12 protein-coding genes are annotated in these 19,157 nt (G+C 53.5%); 4 read left to right on the forward strand and 8 right to left on the reverse strand.

Features of this window, described 5'->3' with window-relative positions; genetic code table 11:
* Positions 1-49 precede the first annotated feature (49 nt).
* Complete coding sequence (locus KOR42_RS05835; RefSeq protein ID WP_146507861.1) at positions 50-769, forward strand: lysophospholipid acyltransferase family protein; 720 nt, start codon at positions 50-52, stop codon at positions 767-769.
* Between the two features lie 90 nt (positions 770-859).
* Here KOR42_RS05835 and KOR42_RS05840 read toward each other — a convergent pair whose 3' ends face one another.
* Both KOR42_RS05840 and tsaB read right to left on the reverse strand, forming a co-directional pair.
* Positions 860-1,420: a hypothetical protein gene (locus tag KOR42_RS05840; RefSeq protein WP_146507863.1), complete on the reverse strand. Its 561-nt coding sequence runs from the start codon at positions 1,418-1,420 to the stop codon at positions 860-862.
* Positions 1,421-1,580: 160 nt separating this feature from the next.
* Positions 1,581-2,273, reverse strand: coding sequence for a tRNA (adenosine(37)-N6)-threonylcarbamoyltransferase complex dimerization subunit type 1 TsaB (gene tsaB / locus KOR42_RS05845; RefSeq protein WP_146507865.1), 693 nt, complete (start codon positions 2,271-2,273; stop codon positions 1,581-1,583).
* Positions 2,274-2,522: 249 nt separating this feature from the next.
* Between tsaB and KOR42_RS05850 the strand changes: the two genes are divergently transcribed.
* Positions 2,523-3,824: an NAD(P)/FAD-dependent oxidoreductase gene (locus KOR42_RS05850; RefSeq protein WP_146507867.1), complete on the forward strand. Its 1,302-nt coding sequence runs from the start codon at positions 2,523-2,525 to the stop codon at positions 3,822-3,824.
* A gap of 74 nt (positions 3,825-3,898) precedes the next feature.
* On the opposite strand, the gene KOR42_RS05855 is transcribed toward KOR42_RS05850, so the two are convergent.
* The 6 genes from KOR42_RS05855 to KOR42_RS05880 all read right to left on the reverse strand — a co-directional run bounded on the left by KOR42_RS05855 (position 3,899) and on the right by KOR42_RS05880 (position 16,582).
* Positions 3,899-8,044 (reverse strand): c-type cytochrome, encoded by a 4,146-nt coding sequence (locus tag KOR42_RS05855; RefSeq protein ID WP_197440901.1) that lies wholly within the window; start codon positions 8,042-8,044, stop codon positions 3,899-3,901.
* Between the two features lie 91 nt (positions 8,045-8,135).
* On the reverse strand, positions 8,136-9,740 hold the full coding sequence (locus KOR42_RS05860) for an amidophosphoribosyltransferase (RefSeq protein WP_146507871.1): 1,605 nt from the start codon (positions 9,738-9,740) through the stop codon (positions 8,136-8,138).
* 143 nt (positions 9,741-9,883) lie between these two features.
* Positions 9,884-12,802, reverse strand: a complete 2,919-nt coding sequence (locus KOR42_RS05865) for a PQQ-dependent sugar dehydrogenase (protein WP_146507873.1) — start codon at positions 12,800-12,802, stop codon at positions 9,884-9,886.
* A 193-nt stretch (positions 12,803-12,995) separates the two neighbouring features.
* Complete coding sequence (locus KOR42_RS05870) at positions 12,996-14,726, reverse strand: SMP-30/gluconolactonase/LRE family protein (protein ID WP_146507875.1); 1,731 nt, start codon at positions 14,724-14,726, stop codon at positions 12,996-12,998.
* A gap of 431 nt (positions 14,727-15,157) precedes the next feature.
* Positions 15,158-15,460 carry a Dabb family protein gene (locus KOR42_RS05875; protein WP_146507877.1) on the reverse strand — a complete coding sequence of 101 codons (303 nt, stop codon included), beginning with the start codon at positions 15,458-15,460 and terminating at the stop codon, positions 15,158-15,160.
* Positions 15,461-15,868: 408 nt separating this feature from the next.
* Entirely contained in the window at positions 15,869-16,582 is a 714-nt protein-coding gene (locus tag KOR42_RS05880) for a CvpA family protein (RefSeq protein WP_146507879.1), read from the reverse strand.
* Between the two features lie 402 nt (positions 16,583-16,984).
* Between KOR42_RS05880 and KOR42_RS05885 the strand changes: the two genes are divergently transcribed.
* Both KOR42_RS05885 and KOR42_RS05890 read left to right on the forward strand, forming a co-directional pair.
* A complete protein-coding gene (locus tag KOR42_RS05885) occupies positions 16,985-17,794 on the forward strand; it encodes an HAD-IIB family hydrolase (protein WP_146507881.1) in 810 nt (269 codons plus the stop codon).
* Between the two features lie 58 nt (positions 17,795-17,852).
* Entirely contained in the window at positions 17,853-19,070 is a 1,218-nt protein-coding gene (locus KOR42_RS05890) for a glycosyltransferase family protein (protein WP_146507883.1), read from the forward strand.
* Positions 19,071-19,157: the final 87 nt, after the last annotated feature.

The following is a 19,157-nucleotide window of genomic DNA, read 5'->3' on the forward strand; positions in this document are numbered from 1 at the left end:
AACGGATTACTTTGCTGGTGATGCTGCCAGGGAACGGCGGAGAGAGACTGTGCGAATTCGTAGCGAGTTTATGGTAGGTGTCGCGTCCCGAATGCTTGTCTGGGTCATGCGACTTCTGTTCCTGACTGTGCGTGTCAGGAAATTTGTCGCTGTCCCCGGAGGGACGCCGGATGACCAGAATGGTGAGAATTGTCATTCGTTCAGCATCTGGCACGATTCTCTGCTTGTGACGATTTTCATTGTTCGTCGACCGCGGATGTTTGCTCTCGTCGGAAGACATCGCGATGGAAGCTACGTCTCAAACGTGCTTCGAGCGGTTGGAATTCGCCCGGTTCGGGGATCGAGTTCACGAGGAGGCGCGCAAGCTGCGGCGGAGCTCATTCAACAAAGTCGAGGACACGATCTGGCGATGACGCCGGACGGCCCGCGTGGTCCGCGTCGGCAAATGAAGCCGGGATGCGCGTTCATTGCCTCACACACGGAAAAAACCGTCGTCCCGATGGCTTTCAGTTGTTCTCGAGCGTGGCATGTTCGAGGAAGCTGGACCGATCTGATGATCCCGAAGCCATTTTCGACCGTTTATGCACTGGCAGGTCCACCGATTGCGGTCCCCAAAGGGGCCAGTCGAGCTGAACTCGTGAATGCGACACGAGAGATTCAAGCGGAGATGGACCGGTTGAATGAGATTGCCGTTCGACTCGCTGAAGGTGAAGACCTCGATGTGCCCACATTGCTCACGCAGTCAGAGTGTCAAAGCGCGGCGGCCTGATTCGGACTCTTTGCCGCAATCGGTTTCTTTCAACATAAGATCAGCTGAGAGAAACGGGTTCGGTCGAGTCTGTGAAGCGATGAGAAGGGTCTATTCGAAGAACCAGATCATTCCGCAGAAGCCAGCGACGACCAGCATGATGAACAGGACCTGCAGCGTGCTGGTTGCGAATCGGACAACTGGCGATTTTGTTTCTTCTGAGTCTTTGGCTGCCGAACTTCGAGCCGGTTGTCGGGTGACTTCGATATCTTCGATCGGAATCCATGCCCGTTTCGGCATAGCGCTGCGAGGCACGAACTTCAGGAATTCGACACGATATTCGAAGGCTTCGTCTGACTGCGCTTCGACTTGAAGCGCAGGCTCTTGCTCTCGTTTGACGATTCTGCCTTCCACAATTGATCCGGCGAGTTCAGGAATCAGCAGGTCCAGCAGGACGCGATCCTGTTCAATCGATCGATACGACTTGATCACGGCCCCGGTGTTGGAGAGATCGATCGTCCAAATTCGTTGCGGAGGGCACACTGGTGCAAATCCTTCGTCGGGTAGCGAATAGATGGCTCCCGTCGTGCGAAAGTTCGTCGTCAGCTCGCGCCGCTTTTCGACAATGTCACTCCATGCCGAAAGTTTTTCCGAGGCCGATGCGCTCGCCATTGCTGAGATCATTGCATTCTTCCAATCATAGTCATACGTGTCTGATTGGAACTTAGGTTCAAAAGAGTTTCTTTTGATCGACCAATTTTTAATTTTCGTGAACAACCTGACCAGACCGTGCGGATGTTTCGGATATGTCGAGTTTTCGAAACGCGGAATTCTACTTTTCTGCGAGTTTTTTCTCGTCAGCTTTCTCTTCGGCAGCGCTCCTCCGCAAATAGGTCGGCTTCAATGTCCAGCAGTCATCGACGTCGCCATTTCGCAACCGTTGGAATCCAATGCTCCCGATGAGTTTGGCTTGTGGGAGATGAATACTTTCCGGGGCGCATCGACAGCTTTGAAAGATTGGATTTGTTTTTTCAATCCCTGGCCCGGTCAGCAAATCACTCGGGGTGAGTCGCTCTCTGAGAGTGTGCGCCTCGACAATGTGCGGTTCGTGAAGAGTTTTGACGGTGCCATCGCTGTGGAGGCAGTACGCACCCGCAAAGACGTCTCCGCGTAGTGCGTCGTCAATGACCCAGACGGGGGACGTTTTTTCCTCTGTCGCAAGAGCGATGGCTGCGAACGTATCGACTCCTACGACCGGGACGTTCAGCGAATATGCCAGAGTCTTCGCACAGACGACCCCAACCCGGAGCCCGGTGAAACTTCCCGGCCCGAGACTGGCAGCGACTCCATCGATCTGCTTGGTCGAAAGAGAATGTTCCGCGACCAGTCGCCCGATCTCGGGGATCAGGGTTCGGGCATGTCGACGTCCAGTCGCTGCGAGTTCGCATTCTCCCAGCAATGCTCCGTCATCGTGGAGTGAGATGCTGCCCGACCGGCCGGAGGTGTCGATTCCGAGAACGATCATTGCGGGAACCTCATTTTCGCGAACTCTTGATTGGGAGATCTCATTGGGCGGCGAGCCATGTCGTTATACAATGTGAGAAACTGGCAGTTTGATGTGAACTCAGTCGACAGAATTACGGTTCTGGTTCACAATCACAATTGTTGAAACCCGAAAATCTCTCCAAACAACACATTCCACTTTCCCTCCTTTGTCGATTGCCCACTGACAGTGAACTTATCCATTCTTATCAGTCCCAGTGCATGAGATTCCATGATCCAGTCATCCTACGCTCCAGATAGCAGTTATTCTCCCGAACTCGCTTCAAGCTATGATGTTGTCGTAATAGGTGCCGGACCTGCCGGTTCAACTGTCGCGGCGCTCGTAGCCTCTGAGGGGCACTCGGTACTCGTCCTGGAGCGAGCCACGTTTCCGCGGTTTCACGTCGGAGAATCACTGATTCCCGAAACCTACTGGCCACTGAAGCGGCTCGGTTTGATTGAGAAAATGAAAGCGAGTTCCTTCCCGAAGAAGTTCAGCGTGCAGTTCGTTTCGGACGGATGGAAAGAATCTGCACCATTCTACTTTGATGAAAACGACCCTCATGAAAGTTCGCAGACATGGCAGGTTGAACGGGCCGACTTCGACAAAATGCTCGTTGACAATGCTGTTGACCGGGGAGCGACTGTGCGAACACGTGCACAGGTGCTCGAAGTTCTCTTCGACGGAGAACGGGCAACTGGCGTGAAAGTGAAACTGAGTTCGGAAGACGGAGAGACGGAGACTCGTGAGATTCGTTCGAAAGTGGTCGTCGATGCGTCCGGGAACTCGGCTTTTCTGTCCAACCGCATGAAGCTGCGCATTCCCGATCCGTATCTGCGCAAGGGAACAGTCTGGTCGTACTTCAAGGGAGCCCTCCGCGATCCAGGAAAGGATGAGGGGGCCACTCTGATCATGCAGACGGAAGATAAGAAGAGTTGGTTCTGGTACATCCCGCTGCGAGGAGACGTTGTTAGCGTCGGATGTACCGGGTCAATGGGCTATATGTTTCCGAAAGGCAGCACACCCGAGGAGACGTTTCAGCGTGAGCTTGACCGATGTCCTGCGATGAAGAAACGACTGGAGCCGTCCGAACGCTGCCTCGATTTCTTCACGACCAAGGATTACTCATACAAATCGTCACAAGCTGCGGGCGAAGGCTGGGTCTTGTGTGGTGACGCCTTCGGGTTCATTGACCCGGTCTATTCTTCCGGAGTCTATCTGGCACTCAAAGGTGGCGAATTTGTTGCCGATTCGATTAACGAAGCACTTCAGAACGGGGATCTGACAGGGGAAACTCTCGGACGCTGGCGATCCGAGTACTCAGCGGGGATCGATAATTTTCGAAAACTCGTCTATGCGTTTTACGCTCCGGATTTCAGCTTCGCATCGTTCATGAAAGAGCATCCGCAATACAAGCCGAACGTCGTTTCAATTCTGATTGGAGACGTCTTCCGACCAGAAGTTGCAGAGATCTTTACCGCCATGGGGGAAGTCTTTCCGCCGACGGAAGAAAACGTCGACGTGGCTCGCTAAACATGGCGATTGTTGACGCTCAGACTTCAGAATGAAACCGATCGGCGAGTGATTTGAACGCCGAAGACAGTCACTTAGTCTTCGGCGTTTTTATTGGACTCATCGACAAGTTTATTGATGGTGTAAGCGGCGAACGACGGGAAGAGTCCTTCACCGGTCGTTTCTTCTTCACCGAAGTCAACGTTGAGTTCGTAAACGAATTCCGGCCGCAAATCGGCGATTCGTAACGTCACAACCTTGTGATCATCAGACAGCTCGATTCCGTTGATCGGTGGAGTGTAACGCCCAGAATCTTCTGTGCCGTAAGACCCCTGCCAGACGCGCGTATAACCGGATAGCGAATACGCAGTCTTCTCTGTCGCTGTTTCTGGTTCGACGGGGGCGATGAATTCGATTTCGAATCCGTCACTGGTAAGTCGCAGTTCACGGATTCCATTCCCTGGCTGCTCAGTGGGATTCAGCTGAACAATCTCTCCGACATTCGGGCCGCCGAGCCATCCGGAATCGAAGATGCTTCCGACATAAATCGTTCCATCCTCGTCGGCGTATCCGCAGATCGGTCCAAGAAAGGTGTCGAGTTCAGTCTTCCAGGTTGCTTTCGAGAACGGATAACAAGCCCCCTGCAATTCGCCTCCGACTTCTTGTGTCGTGAAGCGAATCAGAAATTTGCTGTTGTACTCACAACCAAGACCATGACCGGCGAATGGGCTGGCGATGCCCTCCGGGAGAAAGAAGATGCCGTTGACGCTTCGCGTCCAGGGGTGCGGAACTTGAATCGTTGCTTTTCGTGGGTTGTCGACTCCAGCAAGATCACTCCGGGCAGGAACGCCATAAGCTCCCCCTTCCACGATGTGATTGATTTCATTGAAGGTGTTCTGGACCCCTTGCTGGTCACTGACGAACAGTCGCCCCTGACCGTCGAATGCAATTCCGATCGGGTATCGCAATTCGCTGGCGAAGCGCTCTTTTGTCCCGTCTGATCCGGATCGAATAATCGAACCACGCCACTTGCTGTAATTGGGATCTCGTTCCGGTTGGGAGTAGTCACTTCCGGTGGCGACGAACAGCTCTCCGTTTGACCCTCGAACCGGGCCGGTCACCCAGTCGTGGTAGTTGTCGGTATGGCCCCAGCCGTCGGTGATGATTTCGCGAACGTCGGCTCGGCCGTCTCCGTTCGTATCGATGAGGCGGAGCAATTCCGGTTTATGCACAACGAGGAGATCGTTTCCGTCACGAAGCACTCCGAATGCAGCGGAGAGACCTTCCTCAACCAGACTCGCCTGATCTTCGAGACGATCGTGATCGGAATCGGTGATTCGCCAGACATCTCCCTTGAGCGATGCGACGATCAGATTGCCTTCAGCATCACGCCAAATCGCCGTCGGCATCATGGATGTTGTCACCGGCAATCGCTTTCCTGAATACCCCGGAACAGTGATGACTGGCGCCGTTGAGGCCAGAACCTGCGGTCGATCCGGATACTCAATCAACTGGACGTTTCGCGGTGTGCTGTAGTGGACTTTCAGCGGAACGCCGGGTTGGGCGGAATACACGTCCTCCTGTGGTGTTTTCAACGCGAGAGCGGATTGGTCGGCAACTTGAATGGACGCGTCGTATCTCAAATCGAGATCATTCTGGATCAACAGCCCCAACTGATATCCGTCAGGTGTTTCTCCCGAGGTGATTTCTCGAGTCCATCCAACGGAACCGGAGTCGCGCGTCGGTTCGAATTTCTCTTCGACACGAATCACAAATGGTGCGTCGTTGAAGAGGAAGTTGAGATCGTAGACAAGACGAACCCCGGCCCCTTCCGTTTCGTACTGGACGAGATGAGCGAGCCGATCGGAGTCGACTCGTTGCAATGGTTCGATGGATTCCGAGTTCTGATTGACGAGGACAAAGTCTGGCACACTCTTCCACCCGGGAGCGAACGAAGTGCCTGCCATGTCCCAGTACCAGCTTTTGCCTTCGGTTCGCTGGCGTGCGAAATCGCCGAATCTCCAGTCGCGAACTTCCGCCCGGTCGAGATCAAAGAGAACGCTGTGATGGTTCGGAAATCCGACTGCGAACGCTCGAGCGACCGGGACGAAATCGTCACTCTCTTCGCCAAATTCCTTCGGAAGCGTGAAGACATCGCGAATGATGCGCGGAGCGGATTCACCAGCCACTTGCCAAAGTTGTTCGACCTGAGCCGGGTTCGATGGAGGTTCGAATTCGGCATCCGTGACCGCTTTCCAAAGGGCGGTCAGTTGGGTTTCAACATGCCCGTCGAGGATTCCCGGAACTGGCTTTGTATACGAAGGCATCTCCATTCCCGGAATCACACGCAGCGGAGCGCGAGTCCAGCGAAGATAGAATTCCGGTCGCAGTCGCGAACCGATCGCGGACAAGTCCGATCCTCGTGTGCCGATCGCGGTATTCTTGGGAACGTAGTCGCCAATCTGATGACAGGCGATGCAGCTGAATCCCCCAGCCCCGACGAGGTTTCTTCCGGTCAAAAGCAACTCGTCGCGATCGATCGCGACATCGTCCATGTGTGTTGCTCCTCCCTCCGGAATCCGGTCGTGTTCGACGAGAAAGGTTTTGAGAGCGTCGAGTTGTTCGGGAGAATGATTGAATTGGGGCATTCGGACCATGAGCCAGTCTGCGCGTACACGATCCTGTTTCCCTGAGAGAGCGCTGTCCAGCACATCATCTCGAAGCTTGTCACCAATGGCGTTGAGGCTGGGCGGAATGATTTCCTGAGTTCGCCCGACGAGTTTCGGAAACTTGGTCGCAATGTCGTTCGCGATTGTCCGAATTCCGGAGACGGAACCGCGCGAGTGACACGCAAGACATTGGCTGCGACTGAGAACCTGCTGTCCATGATGGAACGTCGATTCTGGCGTTCCTGATAACGTCATTGTTGATTCAACAAATGCACGGATCGGTTCAACATCGAGAGTCTTGTAGTGAGGGCGATGTTTTTCAACATCTGCTGGAGCGGCAAGACATGATTGTTCCCAGTCGATGTTCGGGGAATTCAGTGCGATTGCGGGAGTCGCGGAAGCCTCGATGGCTGGAATTTTGTGACAGTTACTGCACTGAAGTTTGTGAACGAGTTCACGGCCGCGGTCGGCTTGCTCTGATGTGGGGCGTGGGCTTGGAGTGCCAAACTTCGTCTCAGATTTTCGTCCGACTGAGGAAAGATAATCTGCTAGCGCCCCGCGTTCGGACCGGCTGAGTTGAAAGGCAGGCATCCGGTGTTGAGGGTTGAGTCTGTCAGGAACGGCGAGCCAGGTTGCGATCCAGTCCTTCGAACGCTTGTTCTCGATTTGACTCAGAGACCCTCCTGAGTAGGGATTCGATGTTCCAAGCCCATCTTTTTCATGGCAAGCGAGACATCCCATCGAATGAAACAACAGTGCGCCGTCCGGCTTTCCCTTTTTGTTTTCCACCTTGGGCGAAGTCATCAGGTCGAATGGAGCTTCGAGGCGATGCAGATAGGCTGCGATGTCTTCAGCTTGGTCACGGGTGAGACCAAAGTTGGGCATTCGGTCGTGTTGTGCTTCCGGATGTGTGCCGAGGAGCTTGTTGACGATCCATTCCGGATTGGTCCCGGAGACACTTCCCCACAGTGCCGGAGCCGGAAATCCGTCATCAAGTGTTTCGGAACTTCGGTGGCAGTTCGCACAGCGAAACGCATCGAACAGCTCTCCACCGAGCTGCTTTTGACGTGCCTGCTGGCTCTCCTCTTCGTGAAACAGAAGATGTGCGGGGATTGGTTCGACCGCAAATTCTTCACTCTCCCAGAACAATTTCAGTTCCGCTTGTGATGCCGTCGGCGTGTAATTGACCTCAATGTCGCGAAACCCTGGTGAGATTTGGACCGACTGACCGGAAATCCATTGTGATTTGTCAGAATCGGTTTCCAGAACGAGTTCGCCATCGACGAGAACTCGAAGCTGTCCGGAAATCTGAGCAAAGAACCGGTAGGGAGTGAGAGACCGAATCAAAATCTGACCCTGCCAACTGCCCTGCCATGGCGATTCTTCAGTGCGTGAGAATCCGTCCGGGCCGAACTTTCCCCAATCGAAAGCGATGTCTTCGAAGACTTGCTGTGTCGCCCCGTATTCGTCCCGAAACGTGGCGATCAACCCGCGTTGAAGCTCGTCATCTTGAGCCAGGAGGGGGAGCGAGTTTCCGATCAACAGAATCAGGGCGAGCAGATAGAGACGCATCTTGTGTCCACTTTCTGAGGCAGTGTCTCGGACAGCTTCATCAGAGAACGGACTCCCAGGCGCATCTCTGAACGAAGTTGGCGCGGGAAGTCTAAATTGTCGATGGAGGCAATACCGGGGAGTCGGTTCCCTCGACGAGTCGTCGAGACCCTCCATCTTCGGAACAGGATTCCTGAGCGTTCAGCGAAAGATCGTACAATCGCTGTCCTGCCTGTGTGGGGTATTCGCCAGTCAGGCAGGCCTGACATAAATTCGTTGCATCTGTGTTCACAGCTTTGGAAATCGATGAGATCGGCAGATAACGCAAAGAGTCTGCGTTGAAATGCCGGGCCATCTCTTCTTCCATTTCACGCGTGAGCTCGATTGAGCCGTCTGTGAATCGCGGAGCGAAGAGATCGCCGACATCGGGCATGTCGATTCCGTAAAAGCACGGAGCCATGATCGGAGGACACGCGACTCGAACGTGAACTTCCGCAGCTTTTCCACGTGTTCGGATTTGTTCGACGAGGACCTTCATCGTTGTCGAACGGACGATTGTATCATCCACGAGGAAGACTTTTTTCCCCTCGAGGACTTCTGGAAGCGGGATGTATTTCATCCGTGCTTTCGCGTCACGATCTTCACTTTCGATGAATGTTCGTCCCAGCGCTCTGTGGCGCATCAACCCTTCCAGGCAGGGGATGCTCATTTCGAAGGCCATTCCCTCAGCGGCCGCTTTGGCTGTGTCCGGAACAGGGACGACAATCGCGTTTTCTTTCGACTCTGTTTCCTGTTTCGCCAGTTCTTCCCCGAGAGTTTTGCGTGTGAGATACACGCTCTGACCATCGAGCCGGCTGCAGACATTGGCGAAATAGATCCATTCAAAGAAGCAATGAGATCGGACTGCCGCACGTGAGTATTCTTCGACACGGAGAACTCCGTCCTGAATGGTGACGGCACTTCCCGGAGGGAGATCGCGAATCCCTGAGGTATCAAACCCGAGGTTGGTCAGGGCGACACTTTCACTTGCAGCAGCGAAGAATCCGTCGCGATCGGCGTAACACAACGGGCGAAACCCTTGCGGATCACGCGAAACGAACATATCGCCCCGGGCGTTCAGATAGGCGATGTTGTAGGCCCCGTCGAGGCGAATGGAGATCGCTGAGAGCAACTCTCGCATTTTAATATCAGGGCGTACCGAGAGAACCTGACTGATGAGGTGCATCAGCGTTTCGGTATCGGTTTCTCGAGCAAGGTGAAAATCCCCTCCCGAGGTGATTTCGTTGCGAAGCTCGGCGTAATTGGCGAGTTGTCCGTTAAAGCCAAATGCGAACCATTTCCGTTTTTCGAGATGGGCGCGTTCGAATGGCTGCGCGTTGTTCGGATCGTCTTTGCCGCAGGTGGCGTAGCGAACGTGTCCGATCGCAGCTGGGCCGGAGTGTCGTTCCATCAAGTCCTGATACTTGTTCTTCCGGCTCATCCGAAAGGCTTCAGAGACCAGCCCAAGACGTTTGTGCGTTAACAGCAGCTCCTTGTCTCGCGGCTTGAATGTCGTCATGCCTGCGGCGAGCTGACCACGATTCTGGATGTCCAGCAGCATTCGCGGAACCATTCGTGAGACTTGGTTGCGAGTGTGGTTCGACGAAATGGGGCATTGGTCTGCCTGTCCATACTGGTAGACAGCGACGATGCCGCATTCATGATTCAACTCAGACATGAAAAGTCGTCCAAAGGTGGGGATGGAGCGGACGTGGTTCGAACACCCACAATGTTAATGGCAGAAGAAGTGATTTCCACTGGGTGACGGGAACTCGGGTGCAATTTAGACGAATCGAAATGAATTCGCGACCACATCCTGAACTATTGAAGTGATTTGAGGTAGTCGACAAGGTCAATTAACTCTTGAGCTGTCATTTCTCTTGTCAGAAGGTCTGGCATCATCGACCGCGGTTGGGTCACCATCGCTTCAATATCACTTCGAGGGACTCGAATTTGAATTCCATTTGCATCTTTCAAAATCAGAGAATCTTTTTCTTCAGAATGGACAACTCCCGAAACAATCTTCCCGGAAACGGTTTCGATTGTCCTCAAAGCGTACTTCTGATCGATCTTCTCAGATGGATTCAAGATGCTTGACAGAATCTCTTCCCGGCTGCGGGTCTTCCCGAGTGTTGAAAGATCCGGGCCGACTTCTCGACCGACCATACCCACGGTATGACAGTTTCGACAGGTGATTCCTTCGCTTAAGCGAAAAAGTTCCGCCCCTCGTTCGGGATCTCCCTGAAGTGCGAGAATTGCGTCGGGGTCGACACTTGTTCCGAGTGTAGCGACTCGTTCTTCAGGAGCAAGAAATCGTTCATACAATCCCCGAATGTGGGCCGGCGCGATTTGAGCCCATTGACTGGCTGCGCGCGTTCTCAGGTCGGCATCTTCAATTGAACAGAAACTGTCTGCGAGTGCCAGATGCTTCGAAGTTGTGAGTTCTGCAGCGTCCGGAGCGAGTTGTTCCGGGGAACCATTCAGGCTTTGTTTGATGAGATTCGCTGTGAATTCCAGTTTGGAGACGTCCGGAGTTCCACTTTCGGGGGGCATCGAAGAAATCCACTCGCGGATCATGGCAAGCCCTTTCTCGTCCGTCAGTTGCGATCCAAGATGCGGCATGTGCCCCCGTCCGACGGTTGCGAGTCGATAGTAGAGGACGGATCGATAGGGATGCCCAGGGGCAACAATTCTGGCGCCAGCAATTCCGAATGTTCCCTGAGTCGGCGCAGTGTCGATGAGGCGAGTTCTTTCGATCGGCAAGTGGAACGGAAGTTCAATCGGCGACGTGCCTCCACCTTCACGGCGATGGCAATGGGCACAATTGATCGCAAGATAACTTCTGACACGATCCTCAAGCGGAGCGGTTGCGTCGACCGCAGCCATCACTCTCGACCGCTGATTCTCGGGGACCGGTCGATCGAAGACATGGAGTTCAACGAGTTTCTCTAAAGTGTTTTCCGTGGAATTCGTTGCCGACGCAAGGTTCGAAAAATCAAACCCGACTGCGTTCCCCGCCCGTGGTGTGTGACAGGTTGAGCATTCCGCGCGGCTGTGAATTCGCCATTCGATGTTTCGTTGTAGCGATGAGTCCTCCGGATTGGCGACGTTGAGCGTCCGGAAGGAACCTTCCGCGGGTGCGAGAAAAGCGTCGGTCTCTTGTTCATCCCAAACGTAGGAGTAAGGATTCCAGTTGAGACCGTCAAAATGGAGCACTTGAGTCTCGATTTTTCGCCATCGGACTTCTCCGTCGTTTTCCGTGAATTGTTCGAGGGTTTTGGCGAAAACGGTCCCCGAAGGAAATTCCCAGCGATCGCGGTTTTGCTTCCATACGATCGAGTCATCTCCGGGAAGAGCAAGCTGATACGTGGCCCGTGCCCCATCTGCCCACATCTGCGTGTTCGGTGAGTACGAAATCACGCCCGGCGCGTTCACCAGATCCGGAGTGACAGATTGAAAAAGACCGGTTTCACTGAGTTGACGAGGAAATTGAGAAGATGTGTCTGATTGCGGATTGGGCTTCAGCCGGTAAATCCCGCCAGCGTAATCGAGAATAATCAGTTCCCCGCGCTCGTCGATTCCGAAGGTAATGATGGCTAAGTTTGACGATGCGAGTTCTTCGAGCGAAGCGACCTTGTCCCCGTCGTTCGTGATCCCCCAGATTTTTCCGGTCACATAGTCGCCGTAGATATAGTGCCCTGTGAGATCCGGAAGTTCCTGTCCGTAGTAGACGAACCCACCAGTCACTGACCTTGCTTCAGTATGCGGATGTTCCGCAATCGGAGGCTGAATTTCTCCCGGGCCTTGAACGATGTCGCTTCGGATTGGCTGCGAACCTTCCTTGATGCTCCAGCCGTAGTTCTCGCCGCGTTCGACTCGAAAGACGAGTTCCCAAAGTTCCCAGCCCACGTCACCGCACCAGAGTTCACCGGTTTCGGGGTCGAAGCTGATCTTCCACGGATTTCGGAATCCGAATGCCCAAACTTCGGGACGAGCATCAGGAATGTCGAGGAACGGATTGTCGTCCGGGATCGAATACGGTTTGTCCTCGTCGGGGCGATCCACATCAATTCGCATGATCGTGGAACGCAAATCCTTGAGGTTTTGGCCAACATCGTGCGAGTCCGGCGGAAACGGTCCCGATCCATCTCCGGAGGTGACATAAAACATCCCGTCCGGGCCGAATTTCAAACAGGCTCCGTTGTGTCCTCCGGAGGGCCATCGCAGAAAAACTTCTTCGCTCGTCGGATCGATTTCAGGGGATCCGTTGTCGCGGTGAAGCCGAAAACGGGAGACGAAAGTCCCGTCGGGAGTCGACGTTGGAAGAACATAAGACAGGAACACGTATTGGTTCTTGAGGTAGTCCGGGTGAAATTCAATTCCGTAGGATTTGTCGTGATTGTCAATGGTCGCCCGTGCATCGTGGACGAGAATCGGGGCTTCTTCGGAAGAGGGATCGAGGCAGAAGAGTTTTCCGTCGAGTTGAAGAATGAACCACAATCCGGTTCCCGGTTCTACTGCGAAGTCGACAGGATTCCGGAACTGGACCGATGGAAGAATGCGCTCGACGGTGTACGGCAGCGGAGGTTCGGGAGACCCGATGAGGCGAGATGTCGTCCATGGTTCACGAGGTGACTCGGCGTGAATTTGGTCGACAGTTCCGAAGATGGTCGACATAAGAATGCCGAACAGGAAAAGACTTCGTTGTCTCGGGAAACGACTCGCTGACCGCTCTGACATGCAATGCTCCAATGGAGACCGGGTGAGAGCATGTTGCTCTTGGCTGTGCACTCGTTCGGATTGTTTCACATGGTTTCGCTTGAGTTGGCTTCTGCGAGTCACGAGAAACCACTCGCGAATCGCAGCTTCGATAAAAATGAACAATACGAAGTGAGTGCAGGAAAACCGTGGAGAACTTCAACTCTCAGGCAGTTTAGTTCTCTGACAATTGAGCTTTGAAAAATGCGTCCATGTCCATTGCCATTTCATCAAACCATGGAAGCTGATTCCAGCAGCCATGTTTTCCGTCGCTGTAGACTTTCACATCGGTCCACACGCCCTGCTCCGTCAATTTGTCTCGCGACGGAGCATTACGATCGGGGTTGTCATGTTCACCGACCATAAACAGGATTGGCGCACTTTGTGAGGTGATCTGCAAGTGGGCGTCTGCCAACTTGTAAAGGTTGAAGTCTTCGTCAATTGTTTTTCCGAGCCAGGCATTGCTGTTGGAGACGGCGGGTTGGTTTCGCGATCGGTCCGCCACGCTGCCGGTGGTCATTTCCATCGGCCCTGCCATGACGATCGCAGCCTGAATCGAAGATGACTGGTCTGTCCATCCACCTTTTTCGGTCAGTTGTGGATTCTGTGATCCGGTTGCCATCAACCCGACCAGATGTCCTCCCGCCGATCCACCGACAGCCCCGATTTGCTCTGGGTCGACGCCATACCGCTCCGCATTCGCTCGCAAGAATCGGACTGCAGCAAAGCAGTCGTGAATTGCTGCGGGAAAGTGGGCTTCATCGCCGAGCCGATATTCCACAGCTGCGGTCACATAACCGAAAGAGGCCAGACGAATGGCGAGCGCACGAAACTTGGACTTGTCTCCTTTGAGCCATCCTCCGCCATGAACGACCACAATCGCTGGGAGTGGCCCTTTGGCTGACTTGGGGCGAAACAGATCCATGAGAAGTTTTCGAGACCCATCCTCGCTGTAAACGACATCCAGCGTTGATTCCACCTCATCCGGGATTGCGGTTGATGGTCGATTCCCGGATTGTGGTTGCTTCTGCGGATCAGAAGGAGGATTGGGGGAGCGTCCGCTGATCGACATGCGTTGCTTATAAAGGCCACCAAAACAGGTGATGTAGAGAGACCGCATGTCCGTATCTCCAAACCCGCAATTGATCGGCCGGGTTGGAGTGACAATCTCATCGAGCTTTTCTCCGGAGGGACTCCAGATCCAGACAGAAGTTGGTCCCGCGCAGTAGATGTTCCCTGCCCGGTCAACGGTCATTCCGTCAGCTCCGAGATCGGGGCCTTCATCCAGTCGGGCGAATTCTTTCCCCTCTCCAGTCACTCCAGGTTTTGTGATTGGATACGACCAGATGATCTTCGGTTTGTAGGCAGAGACGTACAGTGTTTTCTCATCAGGAGAGAGGATGAGGCCGTTTGGTGTTTCAATGTTCTCGACGGCGACCTGTTCTGTTCCATCGGGGGAGAGATAGACGACCTGATTCTGACGCGTCAGAGTGACGTAGCAGCCGCCGGAATGATCGACGACGAGATCATTCGGTCTCCGGACGGGTTTGTCTGAGGGATCGAGCAGAGCAACCGTTCGCTCTTTTTTTCCGTTGAACGCGAGGATCCTGGCGTTCGCATTGTCCGACAGGAACAACTCTCCATTGTTGAAAAAACTGGCGCTGAAGCGGCCCGTTGCCAAACCGCTTTTGGTGAGGCGGGACTGTTTGGGGGACCAGCGATTGAGAGTTTGTCCTTTGACATCCGGAACGAAGAGAGTGCCCAGGCCGTTCCAGGAAGGTCCATCACAGAGTTCAAAATCGGTGGTCACCTCTTCCAGAGGAACGGACCGATCGACCGGTGACTCGGCCTGACTGATCACTCCGAAAATCAAACAGAGCGGAATCGCACTCAGAACGGACTTCATTTTAGGTCCTTTTCGGTAATCTGCCAGGCGTTGAAGAATGACATGTGCAAACAAGGAATGTTTTCGATGCGTCTTGAGGTTCGAATGACGATCGCAAACTGTCTCCCGTTCTGTCTGCCCGTGATGTCGTGGCTCTCATGAAACATGTCCCTCATGAAAGGGTGTGTGATCACGCTCGTTAAGGGCTAATGTTTCACGAACCACCACGCGAGCCAACACAGAAGCGGGAACACCAGAAACATCATCACCAGTGCGATAATGTTTGCGCGCGGGTTGTCAGGCCAACGTGCCATCAAATTCTGCTTTCTGAAAACACATTCACGAGGTTGAGAGCGTGTTTTGATTCGGTTTGCACTCGCTCGCACGAGCAAACTCAGCCTTTTTCTCAGATGAAAAAGTTCAAGCGAGTGCACAGGAAAGAGCAACTTGCTCTAGCAATTGGAATCAAAGACGCGGACTTGTTTCCAACTTGCTTTGTTGTCGTCGATGAAGCGGAGATGTGCCTCGGCGACTTGATAGTCATCGTGTGCTTGCCGCGTATCAAAGACCACGTGCAGCGCGACGTGATACATCCGGTCGTTGACGGGACGGGCCAATTCTTCCTCACACTTTCCTGCTGCAAAGAAAGTGACGCCCGGATGATTCTTCAAGTACTTGTTGCACTCTTGAACCATGTGGTCTTTCGCGCTTTCACTCGGATCATTGAGCGTAAAATAAACGTTGTGAACGATCATCTGCGATGGTCTTTCGAGTTGTGAGGCACGTCTCTGTTCGTAGACGAAGAGGACGGTTTGTCAGACGATGAATTCCGACTCTGATCTGAGCCGATGATATTGATGCTGTTGAATTGCAATGACTGTCAATCCAGTCTCGTCACAGCTTCGGGAATTCATGAAACGAATTCCAGTTCGCTGATCCGACGGGAGTATATCGAAGTGGCGTCATGATCTCATCAAGTCGGGAACACAAGACTCAAATTTTTGGCGATGTTCTCTGCGGTCGATCACTGCCCGAAGCACGAGGAGAAGCGAAGAGGTTCGATTCAGGCGTTCTTCGAACAGGTCCTCACCCAATTGTGCCGGCAGGTGCACATTCATCGGTTGAAATGCTTTCAGGTGAGTCGACGACGCTCTGAAAACGGCTCAAAAGGAACTCGCTGGACTGGGTGCCGGAGCGGTTCCTCCTCGTTCGCTGGACTGCAAGCCAGGAAGTTCGATTTGGTTCTTGCCCGTTGTGTATTGCTCTCGACGAGCGGCATAGCGGATGGGGAAGGATGACCAGACACGGTTTGTTGAGAGGTCGGATGGAATTGCGGGGTACATCGCTCCATCGAAAATCGGAACGGTTCCGTCGGCCTTTCGTCGAGACAGAGAATATTCCGAGACGTATTGAGTAAATGCCAACCATTGACGGTCGGGGGCTGCGATTCCGAAGAGGTTGTCAGCTTCTGGCTGAAATCCCCTGAACGATCTCGGAAGCGGCGCGACGTGCAGCGATGTCAGCAGAATCGCCATCGTCAGGTATCCCGTTGCCAATCCAAACACCCAGCGAGCCGGTTCGTAGAAAAGATCGCTGACTTGTGCGTAAGTGGGAAACAGCCATTCTCCGAGAAGGCGAAGTCCAGTGACCGACGCAGCGAAAAGGCCGAGGAGCGCGATGATGTCCCATCGATTCTGCCACTCATAGGAAGCGAAAAAGTTTGCTCCGAGGAAGTTTGCAAGAGGCTCGAAGAAATTCATTGCGATCAAGCCGGACAACAACACACTCAAGAAGGTCATTCCCGCGCTGACGGGTCCGTCGCTGGCCACACAGACGGTAACGATCACGATGATGAGCAACAGAGCGAGTGGTATCATGGTGATAGGTGTCTTAATCGGATTTCGAATTGGTTTTCCCGTATTCGCACAGGCGAACACGAAGAAAACCGTGTCAAACAGTTCAGTCGAGTGGACTGACAAGAGCGACATGCTCAAAGAGTAAGTTACTTCCAGTGAATCAAATCAACGCAGCCTATTGGAATGGAATTTCAGGAGGTGGTCAATCACCCTTGCCGAGTCAGAGTCGAAAGTGCCCGGTTCGTGGCTATCCCGCAGAACCGCATCGTCTTTGAAGTTGGAGAATGAACTTGTGAAATCCTCCGTCATCCGCAAAGGTTCCAGCTAGAAAAGTCGGGTGCATTGTCGCACGACGGAACAGCGCACACAAACTTCGCCAATTACCGTTTCGAATCATACCTGAATGTCATTTCGGACGCTGCCATGAAGTCTCTCCAGAATCTCATTGTGTTTACCGACCTTGATGGGTGTCTTCTCAATAAGTCCGATTACAGCTATCAAGATGCCCTGCCAGCTTTGGAGCGACTCAACGAGGTGAATATTCCCGTCGTTCTCTGTTCGAGCAAGACGGAATCAGAAATGAGACCTCTGGCGATCGAACTGGAACTGAAGACTCCCATTACGTGTGAGAATGGCGGAGTCGTCTGGTGGAACGAGCAAGATCGAACAGTTCTCGGGGCAGATCGAACGGAAATTCTCGACGTTCTGACCTCTCTGAAGCAGAAATATGCGTTCGAGTCGTTTCGCGATCTTGGAGTGGCGGGAGTCATGAAAGCGACTGATTTGCCCGAAGAAAAGGCAAAACGTGCTCTCAATCGGTTCGCCACAGAGCCCTTGCTGTGGAAAGATTCCATCGAAAAAATTGCGTCATTCCGGGACGATCTGGAATCACGTGGGCTGACGCTGACTCAGGGAGGTCGTTTCTGGCATGTGGCTGGCCAGACGACGAAAGGACTGGCCATGGAAAAAGTGCTTCAAGAGTTGACTCCCGCATCTTCTGGTGAGTGGAGAACTGTTGCCATTGGTGACAGTCCCATCGACGAATCGATGCTTGAGCGCGCAACCTATCCGCGAATTATCCCTTGGCCGAATGGAGAGCTTGGAATTCCGTTAACGAATCCTCGATACTCCGTCGCGCCGTTGCCTGGAGCTGCCGGTTGGAGAGCGACTGTCGACACTCTTCTGGACGAATTGTCGCAATCTGGCCATGATGGGGGGCGCGTTCGCTCCTAGACCTGTCTGCGTGAGCGGTGGACGGTCTTTCTTTCCTTCAATATTGAGACGTTCGATTATGGCGGATTTTGTCCAGAATGGAGTCATTGGAACTCTTCACAACCTGCGGTCGCGGACCACTGAAGACCTCGAAGCCGATCTCCACGAATGGTCATCGCAGACCCCAATGGCACTGGTGCTCCCCAGTCTTTACTCCGAGCTCGAAGGGCCGGCGCTTGAGCGAATTATCGATAAGCTCACGCAAGCGACCTACGTGAACGAAATTATTATCGGGCTGGACCGTGCGAACGCATCTCAGTTCGAGCACGCGAAAAAATTCTTCTCACGGCTTCCACAACGTCATGTGATTCTCTGGAATGATGGCCCTCGACTGCGAGAAGTCGATCGGCTCCTCTCCGAGCAGGATCTGGCCCCGTCAGAGCCCGGGAAGGGACGCAATGTCTGGTACTGCATGGGATATTTCCTCGCGTCCGGAAAGTCCGAAGCGGTCGCGCTGCATGACTGCGACATTGTGACCTACGAACGCGATATGCTTGCCCGCCTCTTTTATCCGGTCGTTCATCCGCAGTTCAACTATGTCTTCTGCAAAGGATACTACTATCGTGCAGCACAGGGCCGATTGAATGGCCGGGTGGTGCGGTTGCTTGTCGCTCCACTGATTCGCGCGATGCAGATCACTCTCGGCGACAACGATTATCTCGACTACATGGGAAGCTTTCGATATCCACTCGCTGGCGAGTTTTCGATGAAAGCGGAAGTGGTTCCGTCTTTGAGAATTCCTTCCGACTGGGGACTGGAGATCGGGACACTTTCCGAAATGTATCGGAATTACTCTCACCATCGAATCTGTCAGGTTGATATTGCGGACGCCTACGATCACAAGCATCAGGATCTATCCGCGGAAGATGCCGCGAAGGGGCTGAATCGAATGTGCATCGACATCTGCAAAGCATTGATTCGCAAACTCGCGGTCAATGGGGTCGTCTTCTCGCCTGAACTCCTTCGAACACTTAAGGCATGTTATTACCGCACAGCGCTCGATCTGGTGGACCATTATTACAATGACGCTGTGATGAGCGGTCTCACGCTGGATCGTCACAGAGAGGAAGCAACGGTCGAACTATTCGGCCAAGGATTAATGCAAGCGGGTGAGGCCTTTTTGAATAAACCTCACGACGCCCCGTTTATCGCCAGTTGGTCGCGAGCGATCAGCGCCATGCCCGACGTTTTCGAAATGATTCTCAATGCCGTCAGGAACGATCAGGGGGACGCTTAACGTTCTCCTGAAATGTCATTGACCGGGAAGCGAACCGAATCAGCATTCACTGCGTCTTTCAAGGTAGCTCAACTCGTTGTTTTGAGT

The sequence above is a fragment of the Thalassoglobus neptunius genome (assembly GCF_007859735.1).
Taxonomy (GTDB): domain Bacteria; phylum Planctomycetota; class Planctomycetia; order Planctomycetales; family Planctomycetaceae; genus Thalassoglobus; species Thalassoglobus neptunius.